The sequence below is a fragment of the Bacteroides timonensis genome (genome assembly GCF_000513195.1).
Lineage (GTDB): Bacteria > Bacteroidota > Bacteroidia > Bacteroidales > Bacteroidaceae > Bacteroides > Bacteroides timonensis.
The window spans coordinates 13,727-35,490 of record NZ_CBVI010000102.1; the positions used below are offsets into that span (position 1 = coordinate 13,727).

Annotated in this window: 12 protein-coding genes; 8 read left to right on the forward strand and 4 right to left on the reverse strand. The window is 42.0% G+C overall.

The annotated features are described in order from the left end of the window. Positions 1–214 precede the first annotated feature (214 nt). The 3 genes from BN161_RS19100 (at position 215) to BN161_RS19110 (ending at position 6,318) form a co-directional block, all read left to right on the forward strand. Positions 215–3,043, forward strand: a complete 2,829-nt coding sequence (locus BN161_RS19100; protein WP_044269387.1) for a triple tyrosine motif-containing protein — start codon at positions 215–217, stop codon at positions 3,041–3,043. Positions 3,044–3,170: 127 nt separating this feature from the next. Continuing rightward, the gene (locus BN161_RS19105; RefSeq protein ID WP_044269389.1) at positions 3,171–4,391 is read left to right on the forward strand and encodes an alpha/beta hydrolase family protein; all 1,221 of its coding nucleotides are present in this window, start codon (positions 3,171–3,173) and stop codon (positions 4,389–4,391) included. Positions 4,392–4,440: 49 nt separating this feature from the next. Further along, positions 4,441–6,318 (forward strand): outer membrane protein assembly factor BamB family protein, encoded by a 1,878-nt coding sequence (locus BN161_RS19110; protein ID WP_044269391.1) that lies wholly within the window; start codon positions 4,441–4,443, stop codon positions 6,316–6,318. 108 nt (positions 6,319–6,426) lie between these two features. Here the strand turns inward: BN161_RS19110 and BN161_RS19115 are convergent, their stop codons facing one another. The 4 genes from BN161_RS19115 to BN161_RS29930 form a co-directional block, all read right to left on the reverse strand. Continuing rightward, entirely contained in the window at positions 6,427–8,955 is a 2,529-nt protein-coding gene (locus BN161_RS19115; RefSeq protein WP_044269392.1) for a TonB-dependent receptor domain-containing protein, read from the reverse strand. 453 nt (positions 8,956–9,408) lie between these two features. Next, positions 9,409–10,701 (reverse strand): MgtC/SapB family protein, encoded by a 1,293-nt coding sequence (locus BN161_RS19120; protein WP_044269411.1) that lies wholly within the window; start codon positions 10,699–10,701, stop codon positions 9,409–9,411. A 117-nt stretch (positions 10,702–10,818) separates the two neighbouring features. Continuing rightward, entirely contained in the window at positions 10,819–11,286 is a 468-nt protein-coding gene (locus BN161_RS19125) for a CYTH domain-containing protein (protein WP_044269394.1), read from the reverse strand. Between the two features lie 7 nt (positions 11,287–11,293). After that, on the reverse strand, positions 11,294–11,431 hold the full coding sequence (locus tag BN161_RS29930; protein WP_167332554.1) for a hypothetical protein: 138 nt from the start codon (positions 11,429–11,431) through the stop codon (positions 11,294–11,296). A 443-nt stretch (positions 11,432–11,874) separates the two neighbouring features. Between BN161_RS29930 and BN161_RS19130 the strand changes: the two genes are divergently transcribed. From BN161_RS19130 to BN161_RS28170, 5 genes are all read left to right on the forward strand, one after another. After that, positions 11,875–13,632 (forward strand): tetratricopeptide repeat protein, encoded by a 1,758-nt coding sequence (locus BN161_RS19130; RefSeq protein WP_044269395.1) that lies wholly within the window; start codon positions 11,875–11,877, stop codon positions 13,630–13,632. Between the two features lie 122 nt (positions 13,633–13,754). Further along, positions 13,755–14,135, forward strand: coding sequence for a DUF3244 domain-containing protein (locus tag BN161_RS19135; RefSeq protein ID WP_044269396.1), 381 nt, complete (start codon positions 13,755–13,757; stop codon positions 14,133–14,135). Positions 14,136–14,152: 17 nt separating this feature from the next. Beyond that, entirely contained in the window at positions 14,153–14,575 is a 423-nt protein-coding gene (locus BN161_RS19140; protein WP_044269397.1) for a T9SS type A sorting domain-containing protein, read from the forward strand. A 12-nt stretch (positions 14,576–14,587) separates the two neighbouring features. Then, complete coding sequence (locus tag BN161_RS19145) at positions 14,588–20,740, forward strand: RHS repeat-associated core domain-containing protein (protein ID WP_052356334.1); 6,153 nt, start codon at positions 14,588–14,590, stop codon at positions 20,738–20,740. Then, a complete protein-coding gene (locus BN161_RS28170; protein ID WP_052356335.1) occupies positions 20,725–21,753 on the forward strand; it encodes a hypothetical protein in 1,029 nt (342 codons plus the stop codon). The genes BN161_RS19145 and BN161_RS28170 overlap by 16 nt, the downstream gene beginning before the upstream one ends. Positions 21,754–21,764: the final 11 nt, after the last annotated feature.

Sequence of the window (21,764 nt, forward strand, 5' to 3'; positions counted from 1 at the left end):
AAAAAACCTTAAAGAGATGGTATGATGAAAGTTTACTTTAAAAACCATCAATAATGAGCCTGATTCAACTGCTGATTCGTATAGTGAAACTCTGTGTTACTCTGTGGTGAATAAAGAAAATCCCCTATATTTTTACTCTAACCTTAAATTAATTATCTTTGTCCCAAGAATAACAATAAGGTCATGACCTTTTCTAACCTTTATTCAACCTATTATGGACATCCGAAAAAACATTATCATAACCTGTGTGTCCCTTTTTGTATGCGCCACCATACTCGCCAACCAGAAACCTTATGTCACCAACCTCTCACGTGACAAATACCATGCTGCCAATAAGAACTGGTCTATCGGGCAAGATGAGAAAGGCATCATGTACTTCGGTAACAGCATCGGCCTGCTGGCATCCGACGGCATGGAATGGAAACTCTTTCAAACACCTGATGCCAGCCTCGTACGCGCCATAGCCGTAGAATCCCACCACACCATTTACAGTGGCGGCTCCGAAGACTTGGGACGCTGGGATCGAGACCAATCAGGAGAACTGAAATACACTTCACTGAAAGGATTAATCAATGGAGATAACCCACTCGACAACCAAAGTTTCTGGCGTATCTGGATAGAAGGCGACAAAGTGTATTTCCAATCTTTCAGTCATATCTACGTATACGATCACCACACCATCACTCCCGTTGATGGGCCAAACGCCTTTTTACTTCTTCTGAAGGTACGTAATGAATACTGGGTACAAGAAATGTACGGTGCACTTTATCAATTGCACAACGGCATACTCAACAAAATCCCCGGGAGCGAATTCCTGAACGGCACCACTACCCGTGTCATCCTACCCTATGATACCGACCGTTATCTGGTAGGCACTTCCACCGGTGCAATCTATATCTACGACCAAAAGAACTTTATCCCTTGGAACCTCTCCCTCTCGCGGCAATTGAGAGGACAGGAACTGAACTGCGCCATCTATTCCGCCAAACGGAACACCTATTATCTGGGCACACAGCTCAGTGGCATATATGAAGTAGATACCCATGGAAATATCCTCAACCACTTCTCCACTGCTAACACTCTTCAGAATAACACCGTTCTATCCCTTTACGAAGATAACCAAAATAACATCTGGGTAGCCCTTGACCGTGGGCTCGCTTACATCCGGTATACCGATGGTTTAAGTTACTACCGTTCCACAGACGGTGGCTTCGGCGGCATATACGATGCTACTATCTGGCACGATAATCTGCTCATCGGAACGAATCAGGGAATTTACTACACTCGCCATGACAAGCTCAATGATCTGGATATGTTTTCTTCCCTCAAATTGATAGAGGGCACTCAGGGGCAGGTATGGTCCTTCCGTAAAATAGACGGACGGTTGTTTTGTGCACATACTAACGGACTGCTGGAAATTCTTCCCGATCTCCATATCCGTCACCCGTATCGCATCAATACAGGAGTCTTCCGCACCCTGGAGGCAACCATCAATGGAAAACAAATACAGATTATCATTACCTACGATGAACTCCTGATATTAAACAGAACTACCGGAGAGCTAAATTCCATGCGCCAGATCTCCGACCCGATATATAATGCAGAAGTAGACCATTTGGGAAACATCTGGTTGGAAACCAGCAGTCGCGGTGTTTACAAATGCCGTCTGAATGACGAACAGAGCGCCTTCCGATACTATACGTATTACGGTAATGAGAAGGACAGCTCACTCCCCGCCCGCCTGCAATTATTCAAATCGGGCGGACGCATCCTATTCTTAGGCAATGATCAATTTTATATCTATGATGAGGTCAACGACAACTTGCAGCTTGAGCAGCATCTGAACCGGTGTTTCGAAACGATACACGATCTGAAACGTATCGTTCCCATCGACAGTGAAGAAAGCTGGGCCATCACCGGCTCATCTGTCTACCGTTTCTTCTACGACGGATACATTGCCCGCATCCGCGAAGCATATAAGGTGGAAGCTGACAATCTTTCACTCATCACTGCTTATGAGAATATTTCCGTTCTCAACGACTCCCTCTCACTCATTTGCCTGGATGCAGGTTTTATCCTCCATGACTCTCATCGCAGCAAACGGCAAACCGTGGAACTTTCCGCCCCTAATCTGGAATTTATTCATGCCGGAAAAGAACTGAATGCAGGTTTCATGGACCTCAATAAAACTATTCATATCCCCCATAAAGACAATACGGTAACTGTCGGCTTCTCTGTCAATGCCGCCTTTGCCGGAAACCTTTTCGTTCAATACCAACTGGAAGAAATGGACAGTACCTGGAGTGCCCCGAAGCGACTGAACAGCATTTCCTACGCCCGCTTGCCGCAAGGCAAATACACACTTCGCCTGCGTACCACGGACGGGTTAAACAATTACTCACCGGACACTCTTCTGGAATTCGACGTACTTCCTCCCTGGTACAATACTGTCTGGTGGTATCTTACCTGCTGCTTACTCATTATCGCCACTCTGTTCGGCACCTTCTACCTGATGAAACGACGTCTGCAAACCAAGCACTTGCGTAGAATGAAATCTCAGGAAGCTACACGCCTGCGCTTGATGAACGAGCAACTGCAAAATGAAATCGAGGAAAAAGATGCCGAGATCTTTACCCAGACCTCTTTCATCATCCACAAGAACGAACTTATCCTGAAACTGAAAGAGATGGTAGATGAGATTTGTTCCCGTAATACGCAGAAAGCCTTATTACCTCTTTATCAGAAAATAAATACGTTGCTTGCCAATAACCTCGATACGGAAGATGACTGGAAAATGTTCCTTATCAAGTTCGAACAGAAGCATCGCAACTTCTTCAAACGGTTGAAAGAGGCGCATCCGCAGCTGACCAACAATGACTTGCGTCTCTGTGCCTGCCTCAAGCTGAATATGGAGACTAAGGATATTGCCTCATTAATGAACCTTTCGGTTCGTGCAGTAGAGAATAACCGGTACCGATTGCGAAAGAAGCTTGACCTGAAACCTACACAGAACCTGAATGAGTACTTTTTGAATATAGATTAATAAAAACGAAATCTATTCCTCTAATCATGTAACACCATGAAAAGTATCTGTAACATCCTACTAACCGGTTAAAAAAAACATCGTCTATCTTTGCCAACAGATGTAAACCTCTTAAAAAGATAGAAACATGAAAAACTGGAAAACACGTTTATGGGTACTGATTGTTCTGCTGAACATGGGTATGGGCATTTCCACATTTGCACAGAAAATCCCCTTAGTCTACACTGTGGAAAATACGGGAATAAAGAATCCTGCACCCATGTTGCCGGGTATCGATGAACTGCCGGTGGTAAAAACACTGACCGATCCCTTCCAATGGTCCGATGGCAGTGGCCGTTCAACCCACTTCAAGGACTGGAGCCGACGGCGTGCAGAGATAGCCCGCGAAATAGAACACTACGAAATCGGCGAGAAACCCGTAGTATCGAAAAAAGACATTACCGCGGATATCATGGATGATACCCTCAGAGTAAATGTAACAGTGAACGGACAGACGCTCACTCTGAAAGCAAAAATTACTTATCCGGCAGGTAAAGGCCCTTTCCCTGCTATCATTGGAATAGGCAGAGGCACGGGTAGTCTTCCTCCTGCCATCTTCACGAGTCGTAATATAGCACAAATCGCATTCAACTTCACACAAGTCATGTCGCACACACAAAAGCGCGGCAACGAGCCTATTAACAAACTTTATCCTGACCGCACGGACATGGGAGCCTATTGCGCCTGGTCCTGGGGAGTGAGCCGTATCATTGACGGATTGGAAATCGTAGGTAAAAAGAGCAAGATAGATACCAAACGACTGGCCATATCCGGTTGTTCCTTCGCCGGGAAAATGGCTCTTTTTGCCGGAGCATTCGATGAGCGTATTGCACTGACCATTGCTCAGGAACCGGGTGGTGGCGGTGCGGCAGCATGGCGTGTTTCCGAAACACTGGGTGAAGTGGAAACTTTGGGAAGGACCAGTCATGCCTGGTTTAAGGAAAGTATGTTCCAGTATAAAGAAGATAATGTATCGAAATTGCCGTATGACCACCACGAACTGTGTGCCATGATAGCACCGCGTGCACTGCTGGTACTCGGAAACCCGGACTATGTATGGCTGGCAGATGAATCGGGTTATGTCTCCTGCCGTGCTGCCCGTAAAGTATGGGAAACCTTCGGCATTGCCGACAGAATGGGCTTCTCCATCGTAGGCGGACATGGGCACTGCCAGCTGCCCGAAAGCCAGTATCCTGAAGTAGAAGCGTTTGTCGACAAGTTCCTGCTTGGAAAGAAGGACGCGAATACAGAAGTAACCATTGCGCCACTTTACGAAAAGGTGGACTATGAGCGCTGGTTATTCCACTAAAACTCTTTATCTTTGGGGGTATAACACTTACTAATACCCCCAAAGAATCATGAAAAGAATTTTATTTGCTATCTGTGTGATAGCGCTGCCTCTCCTTTCCTACGGACAAGGCAGCAACGAACGAGCCTTCACTTTCGCATGGCTCAGTGATGTGCACCTCAATTCTTTCGCCTATGCCGAAGACGACCTGCGGCAATCCATTGAAGACATCAATGCCAATCCTGACGTTGCTTTCACCATCCTCAGCGGCGATGTCACTGAATTCGGTGATACCAAGGAGTTTTATCTGCTGCAAGACATTCTGAAGAACTTCCGGAAACCCTACTTTCTCATCCCCGGCAACCATGATGTAAACTGGAGTGAAAACGGATGTACTATGTTCGACAAGATTTTCCAGGCCTCCCATTTCTGTTACGACTGGCAGGAAGTACGTTTCATCGGCTGTGGCGCCGGACCAAGTCTGCGTATGGGCCCACCTCACATTCCCCGCGAAGAAATTCTGTGGCTCGATTCTATTGTTCGCGCCACTCCGGCAGAACAACCCATTATTTTCATCAATCACTTCCCTATCGATCAGGATCTGAGTAACTGGTACGAAGTTGTCGACATCCTTAAAACACGCAATATCCAGGCAATACTCGGCGGACACCTACACGTGAACCGTGCTTATGATGCCGAAGGTATTCCCGCCGTAATCGGCCGTTCATCCCTGCGCAGGAAAGATCCGATAGGCGGATATAACCTGGTCACACTTCGCGGTAATACATTAGAGTTCCACGAACGCATCATCAAAGCAGAAACCCGCCCTGCATGGAATACAATTCATCTGGCACCTTTGCAGGAGAAGAAGGATACCACTTACTATCGTCCGGATTTCGCCATCAATGCTACTTATCCTTCGGTACGCGAAACCTGGAAATTAAAGGATGTGACCGATATCGCTTCACAGGGAAGCATAGACGGTAACCTGTACGTCTACACCAATACAGCCGGTGTTGTCCATGCCCTCAATGCCAAGAACGGCAAAACCCTGTGGACCTATACCACCGGAAACAAGATATTTTCAGCCCCATTTATCACCCCCAAACTTGTCATAGTCTCTTCCTGTGATGGTTTCATCTATGCTCTTGACAGGAAGCAGGGCACAGTGCGCTGGAAATACAACACTGATTACCCCATTGTAGCCTGCCCTGTCGTAGCCGAAGGTACAGTCTACATCGGCGGCAGCAACGGCAAATTCTACTCTTTAAAGCTGACGGACGGAACACTGAACTGGACTTGCGATGGCCTGCAAGGCTACATCGAATCACGCCCGACTGTGGATAAGGAGCGTGTATATATAGGCACCTGGGGAGCAATGTTCTATGCCATCGACCGCAGGAGTGGGGAGAAAATATGGGAGTTCGACACCAAACGAGGCAGATATTTCTCACCGGGTGCCTGCTGGCCGGTAGTACTGCCGTATACGCGACAAGGAGAGACGAATGAGCAAGTCATAGTTCTCAGTTCCGACTATTTTGTCCGCTCATTCCATCCCGGGACGGGAGAAATCCTTTGGGCTTCCGATGAAGCGAAAGGACGCGAGTCCCTCGGCTTCTCACCGGATGGAAAAACAATGTATGTGAAAGGAATCAAGAACAACATCACCGCTGCAGATATATCTCACGGCACCTATACCAGTCTTTGGAATACATCAATGCCCTACGAAAGCAACTTCATCCCCACCCGCATGGAAACAACCGAACAACTGGTGTTCATTCCTACTGAATTTGGTGTTCTCCATGCCGTGCGGACAGACGGAAGCGGCATTGCCTGGTCGCATAAAATCTCCCATTCGGCAATTACTTCCCTGAAAAATGCGGGAGAAGGGAAAGTTATCGTCATGACAATGGATGGTACAGTGACTTGTCTGGAATATCCCTTATAGAAAACAGTCATCCGCAGACGTCACGAATAACGCAGATTTCTTTAATCGTAAATCTGCGTTATCCGCGCCATCTGCGGATGAAAAATAATTCAGGAAAGTACGGGCAGATTATTCTCCGCCACCGCCACCTTCACCACCGCTACTCTTCACATCATCATTGCTGATGGTACGTGCAGCTTTCTTGACACTGGCTCTCAATTCACCAATGCGATAGCTAACACTTACACCAAAACGCTGACGAGTATATTTATTCCAGCTATCCTGTATAAAGCCTACACCTTCTATGCTTGAAGTCGGATGCTGATATTTCTTAAAGAAGTTACTAGCAAATGCCGACAAGGTCAGACGTTTCTTCAAGAATGATTTGTTTACACTCAATCCGTAGTCGAAGAAACTGCTGCCTTTCCCCTGCAACATGATCCAAGGTGTCTGACCATAAATATTCAGACTGATGCGCCAATCGTGAGGCAAAGACTGCTGGGCACCGCCATAAGCAAACAGATTCCAACCGTCATTCTTCAGTCCATTGGCACCTTCCAAATAAGTATAGTTACCATAAAGGTTTGCATAGATACGTGTATTGGAAGTTGCATTCCAGTTAATATAACCGCTCAGGCTGGCATTCCTGCTCTTACCAATATTCTGATAAGTAGAATAAAGCACTTCCTTACCGGTAGGATTCTGCAGGCCGAAAATTTCTGTATCCTTCACCTGTTCTGTCACCCGTTCAATACTGTTATTGGTAAAGCTATAGCGCGCTGAAAGGTTGATGTTAAACTTCTGCGTGAAGTTGCTGTAGCTCAAGTTAAATGAATGGCTCTTTTCGCTATCCAAATGAGAGTTACCCTGACTTATATTTGTAGGATTACTATCGTCCAGATAAGGATTCAAATACCAGATACCCGGACGGTAAATACGCATGTTATAACCAAAACGAAGATTAGACATATCTGTCAGCTTATAGCCAATACTTGCAGAAGGAACTAAATCATCAAAGTTCTTATCAAAGTTATCTCCCTTACCCAACAGATATTTCACCTCCTGCTTCGTATGCTCATAACGCACGCCAAGTCTTCCGGAAATCTTCTTCACTTTCAGTCCATATCCAAGGTATGCAGCCAAAATGTCATTCTGGTGTTTATAATGCGAGCTGTGATCATTGTCAAACTCATAATCAGCTTGAGTTGCTGACGCTTGTTCATAACGGTCATCTTCCGAAGAATTATCACGGAGAATATATTTCGCACCGGCTTCAAGAGTATGTATCTTGCCGATAGGCGTTGTATAATCAGCCTGGAAAGTATGTTCAGTAGTATTCTGGGATCCATCATTATGCTGATTTTTCATACGTTTCATAAAATCCTGCCAATCCGGAGCTACATCCTCCATATCATAATCATAAGTGGAGTATGAATCCGAACTTTCCGGTCTGGTATTGATTTTATAAGAGAAGGTCAACATACGATCTTTTACATGAAACATACGTTGGTAGTCAATGCCACCATCAATAGAATACCAGGAACTTTTGCTTCTATTGTTCGATACATATTGATACAGATCATCACCGGTACCGGGTATCGTCGCAAAAGTATTGCTCAAACCATTACTGTTATTTCCGCCACCCCATAGTCCAAACGACATAGTTATCAAACGCAAAGTATCAATCTCATAACTGGCTTCCATGCTGCCGGACTGGAAGTTACCATGTCCTTTGCTGTCACCACTATAATCCAAATCAGAAGAGCCGTCGGTTATATCGCCTACTGTACGGCGGGTACCACCGGAATAGCTGCGCGGACGATCATTGTAATTATAATTGTAACGGGCACTCACCGTCAGCTTACCGCTCTTAATCGTACCGAACAGACCGCCGCCGGCACCCATATTACTAACGTTTCCACTAAATGTAGCCGTGTAACCTTCCAGTCCGCTACCTACGGTAACAATATTCAGGATACCGCCCACACCTTCAGCATCGTACTTAGGGCCGGGATTAGTAATCACTTCGATATGTTTGATGGAATTGGCGGGCATACTTTTCAGTACTTCCGTCGGATTATTGCTCATCATATTGTTAGGTTTACCGTTCACATACACCTTAAAGCTACTGCTGCCGTTCACCTTAATATTATCTTCGCCGTCTACAGTTACCAAAGGCACTTTGCGAAGCATTTCCAATACAGAGTTTGACTTTGAGTCAGGATCATCCTGCACATTATATTCTATCTTGTCGATGTCTGCCTTTACCAGTGGTTTTTGGGCTACCACTTCTACTTGGCCTAGTTCATTGGAAGCATCTGTAATATACAGTGTTCCAAAATCGACAACCTTTTCTCCCGCCTTCACAGTGAAATCCTTCACAATAGTATTTCTACCAATAGAAGAAATAGTCATCACAAAATTCCCCGTCCCGGGAACTTTCTCCTGAAATTTACCTTTCATGTCCGTTACCAGCATTTTCAATGCATGGGCAGGCGCTTCTTTTTTCACGATTTTGATTGTGGCATAAGGTTCTCCCTCTTGAGTCAAAGAATCCAGTAAGACTCCTTTAATCTGAAATGGAGGTGCCGCATTCTGTGCCGCTACCAATGAGGATATTACCAACATTATAAGCAGCAAAGGGCATTTAATTTTCATTTCTGTTTTAGTTTGTTTGATGAATATTAGTTGACTGTTTTTGTATTAGACGTAACTTGTACCTATTTTGTCACAATGGAAGTGACAAAAGTAGGCTGTTTTTCTTGGACTACGAGGTTTTCGGAGTTAAAAAAACACAAAGAGAAGGGGATAATCCGTGCTTTTGTCTGTTTAGTAATCATTAAAAAACAACTTGATACATAAATGATAATTTAGCGGCTTCGCCGCTAAATTAAGTTACGAGCTACGAGCTACCAGTAACGAGTTGCTGCGCTGTACTCGTGGGTGAATAATAATTCGCCCGGCTATCACGCCGGAAGGTACTTGTCACTTGTAGCTTGTAGCTCGTTACTTATCGCGCAAAGCGCGATAAATTATCATTTTTGTACCAACTTATTTTTAAAGCGTTACTAAGGGAATTCCTTAGAAGGGATTTCTGACAGCAAGAATAACTTATAACAAATAGAAAAAAAGCAGCATGCAAACATTCACCGCAATCACACCGCCAAATCCACGAAGCACCCACCGGCGCAACGGACTCCGCCCGCCTGCAAAGAACAACGCATAGCACATATTCACGGCAATATTACTCACAATAGCCTGCATACAACAAGCTGTCACCACCACAACGGCAACGCCCGAACCCTGCAACAGGTTTAGGATAAACGGAGTGATATCACTCAGCCCGGCAATAAAAGATAAGACATTCAATCCACCCGTACCGGTATAAATCAAAGTATAATGTGTCACAATGGTGAATATCACAAACAGAACGGCAAAAATCAATGCAACTTTAAATTCCAACGGGTTACTGCTATCTTCTTCTTCAGCTTCTTCGCCCGTCACCGGAATCGGCTTACGCTTCCGATGCAGATACCAGGCCACACCCGCCGTAACGAAGGACATAATAAGGAGGTATGGATAAATTTCCGCAAGAATCGCCTTACTGAATATACCTATTAGTATAAGGAAACGAAGAAACATCATACTCACTGCCAACAACATTGCTGCGGCATATTCCGGCGCCTCCTGCGCAGGTGCCTTGCGACTCTTACGTGCCAGAACAGAAATAGTTGCCGTACTGCTATACAAACCACCTATAATACCGGATACCAGAATACCGGACTCATGAAATACATATCGTCTCAGCAGATAAGACAGATAAGAGATACCGGATACAACTACCGTAGCCAACCAAACGGTATAAGGGGTCAAATTAATGTCGGGTATCAGATTTTCATTCGGCAACATCGGTAAAATAATACCACTGATAGCGAGAAACTTGGCGAGAGTAATCATCTCGTCATTCTTCATCCGTTGTGCGAGTTCCGTAAAAGTATGCTTCAATTCGGTAAAGAGCAATACCGTCACAACCACCATCACGTAAAACCAGGAAGGTTGTGTGGCTACAATAGGAGCAATACAATAAGTGATGAGTGCGATAATAATGGTAGTAACCCCGAATACATGGAACTGAGATTGTTTAACGTAATAATTCAATCCCAGCAGCAGTCCCAATATAGCGCCACCTCCCATAAACAAGCGGTAATCCACCGGATCAAGAATATAAAGCAGATACCCCAAAATACCTATAAAAGTGAACGTGCGGTCCGTACCGAACAACGTTGTCTCCCCTTCACGCTTCAAACTGATTTTCCGCTGTGAAAGTCCTATCAATAAAGAAAACAAAGTCACCAATACAAAGGTCACCAGTTCTCTAGGCAGGTATTCATAAAGTTTCTCCATTTCGTCCTCTGAATATACTTGATTAGCAACCATTTGCAAGGAGTTAACTTCCTGTCAACAAGAAGTTAAGAGTTAGTCAACAAGGAGTTAACTTCTTGTTGACAGGGTATTAAGGCCTTACCAAGCGGTATATGGATGCTTCATCAGTTGCGAGTTATAGTAACGGACGTCACCTGTTACTTCCCGCCCTATAAAATCCGGTTTTTCAAAAGTCTCGTCTTCCGAAGCCAGTTCCACTTCAGCAACCACCAGACCTTCATTTTCACCGTAGAACTCATCCACCTCAAACGTATGCCGTCCGCTACGCACCAGATAACGAGTTTTATCAATAACACCCGGTTCACAAAGTTTCATCAGTTCCTCCGCTTCATTCAATGGAATCTCTTTTTCCCACTCATATCGGCTGAGTCCCGAGGCATCGGAAGCACCTTTTATCGTAAGATATCCCTTTCCGTTACGGATGCGCACCCGCACGGTCCGGCCTCTTGCACTACTGATATAACCTTGTACAATACGGCTTTGTTCATACGCCCTCGATTTGTACTCCCCCGTCACGAGGAATTTCCGTTCTATTTCTTGCGACATCTATTCGTTATTTCCCTAAGAACGAGTATCCTATCAGCATCACCAGCACCAGTATCAATGCAGATACACCAATAATCAACAACACTTTCTTAGCTTGTTCTTCTTCTTTCTGGCTATGCATAGCCTTTTTCTTACTCTTTCCCATAATGTGTTCTTAGTATTAAAGTTCAACTGATAACAAAGTAACATGAAATTCGGGAAGATTCCAAAAGAAAAGAGGAAATTTATTTGTAACAAGCTAATATCTGAACCATACCCGAACCGTATCTGAGCCGTACTTGCTCCGTACGTTCTTCGGTTAGAGGTACCTCTGAGCGAAGAATGTACGGAGTTGGTACGGAGCAAGTGCGGTTCAGATACGGTTCGGGTATGGCAGAGAGGTATCTTGAACTACCTATAGGTAGTTAGTTAACTACTACGTAGTAAGTGTCCAACTACTTACGGGCAGTTTAGTATTTACTAGGTAGTAGTTTTTCGACGCTCTAAGCAAAACAAGGTCAAATGGTACTTTTACCTTAAACAAACTATCCGTTTTTTGCTTCCCACCTTAAATAAATATGTAAATTTGTGATATAATTCATAAAAGTCATGAAACAAAAGACATTACTACAAATATATCTGTTATCTATCATCTTGCTACATTGTTTTTGTGGATGCAAGGAGCAAGCCTATCCCGAAACCTTAGTATTAATAGATTCCCTCTCCGGCACAAATCCGGACAGCGCAATGATCGCACTATCTGCGATAAGAGAAAAAATGGGAGCAGAAAACCGACATACACAAATGTACTATCAATTGCTGTGCATCAAAGCTACAGACAAGGCATATATTCCCCACACCTCAGACAGCTGCATACTCCAGCTAATAGAGTATTACGAACAAAAGAAAGAAAAAAGACATCTGCCGGAAACCTACTACTATGCCGGTCGTGTCTATAGGGACTTAGGAGATGCACCACAGGCTTTGGATTACTATCAGAAAGCGCAACATGCTTCGCAAGACAGCAAGGACTATAAATTGATTAGCAGAATTTACAGTCAGATGGGGACATTATATGTATACCAAAGAGTATACGATGAAGCGTTATCCGTTTTCAAAAAGAGCCATTATTATGAGATCTTATCGAATGACACTATCGGGCAAATATATAGTTTGCGCGACATCGGGCGCGCATTTACAGGATGCAACAAAGCCGACAGCGCCCTCTTCTATTATGAAAACGCATACCAACAGGCACAGAATAGGGGAAACGCTCACCTGACAGGTGTTATCTCCGGAGAACTCACCAGCCTTTATACGCAACTGGGAATGTACGCGGAAGCAGAAAAAGCGATACGCGCTTCCCTACAGGCAAAGAAGACAAAGAATTTAGCTCCCCGTTTCTCTACAACAGCCGATTTATACTTTCAAACAGGTAATTTAGATTCCGCCGCTTACTATTATCGTAAGTTATTGGAATTCGACGATTATTACAGTAAGCAGGGAGGCTATGAAGGCTTAGGCAATATATGCAGACAAAGGCATCAATACAAAGAAGCCTTAGACTATATTGAACTGTATTTGGCATATACAGATTCTATAAAGAAGCGTACTGATACCGAAACCATACGTAAAATGCAATCATTGTACAATTATCAACTAAAAGAAAAAGAAAACAAAAAGCTCAAAGACATAAACACTAAACAAAAAGCGAAGGTAACGTTTCTAATATTCATCCTCATGCTATCCACAATAAGCATTTTTTCCTATTCTCAATATTCTAAACGAAAGAAAGAAAAAAAGAAAGAGCGGCAAAGGAGACTGGAAGAGGCAAAAGAAAGGCAATATAAAAAAAGCATCCAATTCATTGAGGAAAATGAAGAGCACATTCATAATCTGAAACTACAACTACAAACGGCTAAATCAGAAAAGGACCAATTGCATCAAGAGTTAATTGAGGCACAAAAGGAGTTGTTTGAAAACACCAATAAACAAATAGAGGCAGAACAAAAAGAACAAGCCCTTTCAGAAGCAAGCCTAAAGCAGTCTGACATTTATATCTTCTTCCATCAAGCCGCTAAGAATAATACCAAAATAGGAACCACTGATTGGACGGCTTTGCAAACAGCAGTAGACTATGCATACAAAGACTTCTCTAAACGACTTTGTGCACTTTACCCTCAAATAAGCAAGCAGGAACTACACATATGCCTATTACTCAAGATTTCAATACCAGCCACCGGCATTGCCAACCTGACCATGCGTTCAAAACAGGCTGTGACTTCTTCCCGTAAGAAACTATACGAGAAGATTCACGGACGGCAAGGCAGTCCTGAGAAATGGGATCAATTCATACAAGCATTATAGGGGCAAAAGTGCCTCTATTCATGGCTGAAGAGCAAAACCGTACTAAAACCGTACAAGAAGTTTAAACCATCTTCACCGTTTCAGCCTATATTCGTGACCAAAATCATTAAACAACAAAAATTATGAATAGAGAGTTGATCACATTGGCATGTATCGTTATGTCATTCGTTTCTTTTGCAGGAAATAAAGGAAATTGGAACTTACAGGAACAAAAAGACATTAAGGTAATAGAAAGAAGTTTAGGGGAGGACTTGCGTTCAATTCCATATCTCCCAAGCCTTTCTCATGATGGTAACACTATCTATATTTATTCAGATGTTTGTTTTGAAGATTTGCAAGTCACCATACTTGATGAATCAAGAGAGATTACCTATTCAGACATCATAAACGTGTTCGAAAATCAATATTATTCCTTTCTGTTTAGCCCTACAAAGAAAGGTACATACACTATTGAGTTGACAAACAGCGAGCACTCATTTTGGGGAGAATTCATACTTTATTAATTTCAATAATATCCTATATGAAGAAATTGCTATGTATCGCACTTGTGTGTTGCGTTGGAACTTATGTACATGCGCAAAACAAAATCAAGTATACTTATGACAATGCCGGGAACCGTATAAAAAAGGAAATAGTCTTATCATCCACAAGAAGTATACTTTCGGAAGAGGATGAACAAGCACCCTATATCGAAGAAATGCTGAATCATGAAATAAAAATCTATCCTAATCCGACAAAAGGGATTCTAAATATCAAGATTGCAGGACAAAACAAGGTTAACGGACAAATTAGTATTTATAATATTGTTGGGAAACTAATTGAGAAAACGGAATTGTCTGATAGTAATCAAACTTTTGATCTCAGTGCACAACCCAATGGCATTTATATCATGCAAATTAAGATTGAAGATAAAGTATCTAGTTGGAAAATTATAAAAGAATAACAATAAGACGATATGGACAAAATTAAACTCAAAATAGCCATTATCTTGGCTACAATATTCTTCTCCGGCAATACCGCTGCCCAAACCACTATGAAAGAGCTTATCGGGCTCCCCATTGACAGTGTAGGCTTTAGTATAACAATGGATAGTACCGATATTAGGAACATTCCTGAAACACCTAAATTACGACAAGCGACAACCAGAATAGCAGGAAGTGAACTTCACCCACACATTCCGACCTCTTATTCTATTGATAAAACTAAGGATGTAGGTGAAATGCCATGTAACTCTACCGTTTCGCCTACAGGCGCAATGACCATCAACGTACCCATAGAAGCATACCAAAGCCCTGATGGCTTCACACCGCAAATTTCATTAACTTATAATAGTTTATCCGGTAATGGTCCATTAGGCTGGGGGTGGAATATTGCCGGAACATCTGTCATATCCAAAGGGAATAAGTTGATGTATTATGACAACCAAACAAGCGGAACAAATATCGGGAACTACCTTACTACAGTATTCTATATTGACGGGCAAAGGCTGATTCTAACCGGCTTATCAGGTATGCAACTGGTATATCAGACGGAACAAGGTAACATCAAGGCATATGGCAAGTTCGCAGGAACAGCAGACATTGCCAGTTTTGAAGTAGTTTTCCCTGACGGAAGACGGGCAATATACAGTATCTACGACCAAATAAACTACCATATATCACAAATGACTGATAAATCGGGAGCAGTAATCAATTACACCTATACTAAAATCGGCAATCACTACAGAATAGAAAAAATAACTTATGGTAAGAGCAAACAAGCGTGGATATCATTCCTGTATACTTCACGCCCATCCGAAACACAAAGGATATTTAATGCCGGAAAAGAAATCACTTACGATTATCAGCTCTCATCTATCACCACCAACCTATACGGTTCTGCAATAAGAACATACTCATTAACATACACAGCGAGCGGATATGTGTCACTCATTTCGCAAATATCCTGCACCGCATCCGGCAAATCTTTAAATCCCCTGAAATTTTACTACGGAGACAACAAGCAAGTCAAATCTTTCGACAAAAGAGAGACCCAGTTAATGCACTGGTATAATTTCGAGGAAGCAAATCAAGTACGCACCACTAAAGGCAAATTTGATTATGGCACGGAAAATGACGGTATCATCATGTTGCCTAACAAAGCTTCTTATGTAGAATATTACAGAAAATCCGGTACATTTCATCATTCACGCAATTATTTTGAAAACCAATATACGGGAGACGAAACTATCATCGTAGCTACCGGACTTAGCGGTGACCTTGCCATGTATAATCCTGAATTGAAAACAGAAGCAGGCTTTGTCGATATATTCTGCATGGATTTAGATAAGTTTGATGGAGAAGAAATCGTGAAAGTCAATAACTACGTCTCAGGCGATGCGGACAAGATCGATTTTCACGTATATACAAGCAATCCATATTCCGGAATAGCTAAAAAATATACACGCTCCTACAGTTTCAACACCCTATTAGACCATAGAGGAACCAAGAGTATCAATCCTAAATATTACTTTACAGGAGACTTTAACGGAGATGGAAAGATGGAGGTGTTGGTCGTCTCAGCATACAATGCAATGGACAAAGGGGCACCAAGCAAATGCTATATAATAGACTTAGAGAACAATAAAATATTATATGAAGGCAGTCCTTTTTCATTTTGGCTGGCATTCCCTGCTTATCAAGACAAAAACATAAGCGGTGAAGAAGCATACGCTCGTTCCAATAAATTATATACCATAGACTATGATGGAGATGGAAAAACAGATTTATGCTTAATAAATGACAGTGGAACTACTATCTTTTCATTCTACGGTACAGGCTCAGATATCAGTAGTTGCAGTGCCATTACGACTGACAGTCAACTGAACAATTCGATGCTACGCGACAGGGAACTCTTATTGGGTGAATTTAACGGAGATGGTAAATCTGATTTCATCCTTTCGCCATTGAAAAACAACGGTTCAACCTGGAGCATCTTTTCCTCAAGAGGCAATGGGCTCTGGGACAGAAAGGATATTTCTATCACATCAAAAATTGAAACATCTAAATTCATACTGCAAGATATGAATTTAGACGGGCAAACGGATTTAGTCGAAACATACGGTAGTTCCAGCAATGTATCACTGGTAACGTATTTTATCTCGAATCAAACTTTTAAAGGCTCAAACAGCACAACTGTACCCAAAGAGACAGTTTTAATTCCGACAAATATACAAAGCCGTAATTATTACAGCAATCTTATCAGTTTAAGGACAGGTGGCATCGCATCCAGATTATCTTATAGGAACGATGATTCCAAAAATAGATTATTGACAGGATTCATCAATAGTTACGGCGTTATAACTAAAGCCGGTTATCAACAACTGAACGATGAAACCACCCCTCTATACACTCCCGGGGCAGGCGCAGAGTTTCCTTATCAAAATTTTCAAGGAGGATTAACAGTGTGCTCAAAGCTGGTGGCTTATAACAATGGAACTTTACTACACGACCTTAACTATTCATACACTAATGCAATTATTCACAAACAAGGGCTTGGCTTCAAAGGATTTGAAGAAATACATATTTATGATAATGTTACCGGCAAGTATAGTTCGCAAACATTTGACCCTCTTCGTTTTTCTGTCCTGATAGAAGATGATTCTGACGGATTATCAAATAAATACACATATAGTATTTCTACTGCATCAAACAAAATCACAAATATATTACTTACACAGAAAACGACAACCGACAAGTCCAGAGACCTGTCAACAACAGGGCAATACAAATATGATACATACGGCAATATTACTCAAGAAATAATCAATTATGGCAATGGACTTTCCGCAACAAAGAATAACACCTACCAAAATATTACAAATGATTCTATATATATATTAGGACTGCCACTTACTGAACAAACAATAACCACACGCAACGGAGGAACATATGCGGGTCGTACAGTAATAATGTATAATACCCGATATTTCCCTATTTCAAAGATGTATTATGCAGCAAATATAAATAAGATAAAAGAAGAAAGATTTGAGTATAATACAGCTAATCAATTGATAAGGACCAGAACCAAATACTACTCTTCTCCCAATGAACAAATTGTCGGGTATGAATATAACCCAAATGGGGAACTTAGCGGTAAAACTAACCCGCTCGGCTTAAAAGAGACATATAGTTATAATTATAGAGGATTATTAAGCGCAATTCAAAATCACAAAAAACAAAAGACTACTTTTGCCTACGACCCGTGGGGCAGGAGAATAAAAACGACCTATGCTGACGGAACCATTGCAACCAGTACAGCTGTTTGGACTTCCTCTCCCGAAAATGCTTTATTGGTTATCAATGAGAGTACCACCGGACAACCAGACACGCAAACATATTTGGACGCTCTTAACCGTGAAGTCAGAGCCGGAGAGAAATGCTTAGACGGACAATACCTGTATGTAGACACCCAATATGACAACAAAGGACGGATATCCAAGACTTCATATCCTTGTAAAGGGACTCCGAATTTATGGCAAACCTATAGTTACGATAATTATGACAGAATCACTAAGATAACTTACAACACAGCCAAACAAGACACTTATTCTTACAGTGGCCTGACAACAACAAGTGTAATCAATGGCATATCGACCCAAAGGACATACAATGCAATGGGAGACTTGACAAAAGTTGAGGATGCAAGTGGTTCCGTTACCTATAACTATCGTCCTGACGGGCAATTATCTTCAATTGTCGCTCCGGGCAATGTCACCACCTCTTTTGGTTACGACACATACGGGCGACAAAACAAGCTGACAGACCCCAGTGCAGGAAGTACCACATTCGCTTATGATGCGGCAGGTAATGTCAGTACCAAGACTGACGCCAATAGCAAAGTCACCCGCATGACATACGATACATACAACCGTTTGACAAAACTTGAATATGTGGGTGAACTGACTACCAACTATACTTATAATGCAGATGGCATGATTGTATCCGAACAGAGCAATAATGGAACATCCAAGACTTATACATATGATGATCTATTCCGCTTATCTGTGGAAAAAGAGGCAATAGTCGATGGGAAGTGGTTACAGAAGAGTTATCTTTATAACAACGGCAATGTTTCCTCTATAAACTATCTGTCACAATCCGGCAATATCACAACAGAGCATTTCAAATATACGAATGGGAATCTATTCGAAATCAAACTCAACGATTCTATCTCTATTTGGAAACTGACCGGAGAAAACAGTCAAGGACTACCGACCGCTTATACCACGGGAACATTAAGCCGTACTCAAACGTATGACACTGATGGAAGGGTAACATCTATCATCGCTAAAAAAAATACGACTTTCATACAAAACTTCGGATGCAGTTTTATTGCAACGACCGGCAATTTGGACTGGAGGTCGGATGCAAAACGAAACTTGAAAGAAAATTTCGGATATGACAACCTAAATCGTCTGACAGCCTTTGCCAATCAGGCGGTAACTTATGACATCAAAGGAAATATCACGAATTCAAGTGGTATAGGCAAGTTTGAATATAGTGCAAGCAAGCCCTATGCAATTGAAACAGTAACTCCTTCAGGCAACGCCATACCCTTGCGTAACCAGACGATAGCATACAATGCTATGCTACGCCCTGCATCCATTACAGAAAATGGATATACGGCTACGTTCACCTACAATGGAGATGCTGATCGCGTCAAGATGTTATTAAAGCAAGGTACTGCTGAAAAATTGACCCGATATTATGTAGGGAACAAATATGAACTGGACAAAACTGCTAACAATACTAAAGAAAAACTTTATGTAGGTGGTGACGCATATTCCGCCCAGGCTGTTTTAGTAAAAAATGGCAGCGGAGCATGGAATATTTATTATCTTTGTCGCGACTATCTGGGCAGTATTACACAAATCACAGATGCTTCCGGTAATATTGTACAGGAATTGAGTTATGACGCTTGGGGGAAACTTCGCAATCCGGCCACACATACCCTTTATGCAGCAGGTAGCGAACCGGAACTTTTTTTAGGCAGAGGATATACCGGGCACGAGCATCTTGCGGTCTTTGGTTTGATTAATATGAATGCCCGACTATACGACCCGGCATTAGGACGTTTCCTAAGCCCTGACCCTTATGTACAGAACCCGGATTTCAGTCAGAATTTCAATCGTTACAGCTATTGTTTAAATAATCCGCTAATATATGTAGACCAAAATGGTGAATGGTTCCTTATAGATGATTTAATCGCTGCTGCTATCGGTGGTATATTCAATGTAATAGTTAATGCCGTACAAGGTAATATACATAGTGTAGGACAAGGATTCGCCCTCTTTGGGACAGGAGCGGCTTCTGGATTTGTAACCATCTATGCAGGACCAATTGCCGGAGCGGCGGTATTAGGAGCAACAAATAGCATTGTCAATCAAGGATTCAACAATGGTTGGGGTAACATAGATTGGATGCAGGTTGGCAGTTCAGGTATAATGGGAGGAGCAACTTCTTATCTAGGGGGAAATTTAGGTAGCTATTTAGCGAAACCAATTAGCAAATTAACAGAAGGTATTGCGAGTCCTATACTAAAAGAGGTTTTGACACAAGGAACATTAAACTCTGCTACAGGTTTTGGTTTAGGTACGGCTATGGCCTTAGGTTCAGGTGCTGATCTTGGAGAAGCATTAAAGCAAGGAGGCCAAAGTGCTGCATTAGGATTAATGTCTGGCATAATGAATGGCACTGCCAAAGGATACCAAACTGCCAGACAAAATAAAATTAGTCCTTGGAATGGAGAACCTACCGAAGGGCATCATTCAGATCCTAAATTCATGGGTGGAGATCCTAAACAGGATTTAACTCCTATGAGCAAATCTCGTCATAAACAATTACATAAAGATATGAACGATTATCTAAAAGAACAGAAAGACATGAATGGGAATCATATGCGCCCCCAAAGAGGGAATTCAGGAAAAGACATACAAAGAAATTTCGATAGACAACAACGGATTGATGCTTTAAAAGGTTTTTACAACAAACATCCATTGAAATATTGGGATCCGAAATTCGATTTTTACAGAAATAATAAAATGATGAAGCAATGGAGACCGTGGTAGCTAAAATAATATCTGTACCAGATACAGAATATATGTATGATAATGAAAACAGACCGGGCATATGCCCGGTCTGCCATAATACATTAGAAAAGATACCTGATATTCATTATAAAGTCGCTAAAAAGAGAGCTGATATATTGCTCACGTACGACGGCTATTATATTGTTACAGAGAAATTCAAAGAGTTTTGCAAAGAAAACAAATACTCCAATATTACTTTTACAAAACTTGCAGATTCTGCCGGGTACTACTTTTTCATGCCACATGAAATTTACAAATTAGACTACATACACCGGAAGACTAGATTTTTAAATAAAAGAGAATGCTGTGGCAGCTATGATGAAATCATTGGAGCAACCCCCGCATACAAACTATTAAGCTTTTCTACCCAATCTGATGATTTTATCAATCGTTCGGAATACTTTTTTGGTACTAAAGGATGTAAGGAGCCTCTCATTATTATAGGAATAAAAACGCAACAAAAGATGAAAGCATCTGGTTTAAAAGGTATAAGTTATAATAACGTATATTCTATTGAAATTACCTATGGAAAGCCCAAACCCATAGATGAAGTGACCTTGCAAGATATGCAGGAAAATCCAATCTGGGTATTCGCATTAGATGAAGAAGACTCTGAGGAGATAGATGAGACCTGGCAAAAGCCAATATTAAATTACGACAACGTAACACACGAATTAGTCGAAGCGTATATCCTGATGAAAAGTACAGACGGGCAGTATGACATATCAGCAAATCTGGATATAAAAAAAGAAACGCTAGATGATGTCACTTACTGGGAGCCGGAACAGGAATGTTGGATTCCGATAGACAACATCAAGAATTACAAAGGATTGAAATTCATTGCTATTCCCAAAATCGAGAAAGAATCCGATGTTATCTTCGAATTTGACGATACGAGAAATACATTTTGTTCCATAAAAAGTCGGGGACAGTCAAAAGCCGAGAAAAGGAATCTGTTTTCTTTCTTTTCATCACTGTTTAGAAAAGAATAATTCAGAATTGT

What these genes read in the sequence shown, in the direction of transcription:
- BN161_RS19100 (WP_044269387.1), top strand. Translation starts at nt 215, where the DNA reads ATGGACATCCGAAAAAACATTATCATAACCTGTGTGTCCCTTTTTGTA.
- BN161_RS19105 (WP_044269389.1), top strand. Translation starts at nt 3,171, where the DNA reads ATGAAAAACTGGAAAACACGTTTATGGGTACTGATTGTTCTGCTGAAC.
- BN161_RS19140 (WP_044269397.1), top strand. Translation starts at nt 14,153, where the DNA reads ATGAAGAAATTGCTATGTATCGCACTTGTGTGTTGCGTTGGAACTTAT.
- BN161_RS29930 (WP_167332554.1), bottom strand. Translation starts at nt 11,431, where the DNA reads ATGGGAAAGAGTAAGAAAAAGGCTATGCATAGCCAGAAAGAAGAAGAA.
- BN161_RS19145 (WP_052356334.1), top strand. Translation starts at nt 14,588, where the DNA reads ATGGACAAAATTAAACTCAAAATAGCCATTATCTTGGCTACAATATTC.
- BN161_RS19130 (WP_044269395.1), top strand. Translation starts at nt 11,875, where the DNA reads ATGAAACAAAAGACATTACTACAAATATATCTGTTATCTATCATCTTG.
- BN161_RS19135 (WP_044269396.1), top strand. Translation starts at nt 13,755, where the DNA reads ATGAATAGAGAGTTGATCACATTGGCATGTATCGTTATGTCATTCGTT.
- BN161_RS19110 (WP_044269391.1), top strand. Translation starts at nt 4,441, where the DNA reads ATGAAAAGAATTTTATTTGCTATCTGTGTGATAGCGCTGCCTCTCCTT.
- BN161_RS19120 (WP_044269411.1), bottom strand. Translation starts at nt 10,701, where the DNA reads ATGGAGAAACTTTATGAATACCTGCCTAGAGAACTGGTGACCTTTGTA.
- BN161_RS19125 (WP_044269394.1), bottom strand. Translation starts at nt 11,286, where the DNA reads ATGTCGCAAGAAATAGAACGGAAATTCCTCGTGACGGGGGAGTACAAA.
- BN161_RS19115 (WP_044269392.1), bottom strand. Translation starts at nt 8,955, where the DNA reads ATGAAAATTAAATGCCCTTTGCTGCTTATAATGTTGGTAATATCCTCA.
- BN161_RS28170 (WP_052356335.1), top strand. Translation starts at nt 20,725, where the DNA reads ATGGAGACCGTGGTAGCTAAAATAATATCTGTACCAGATACAGAATAT.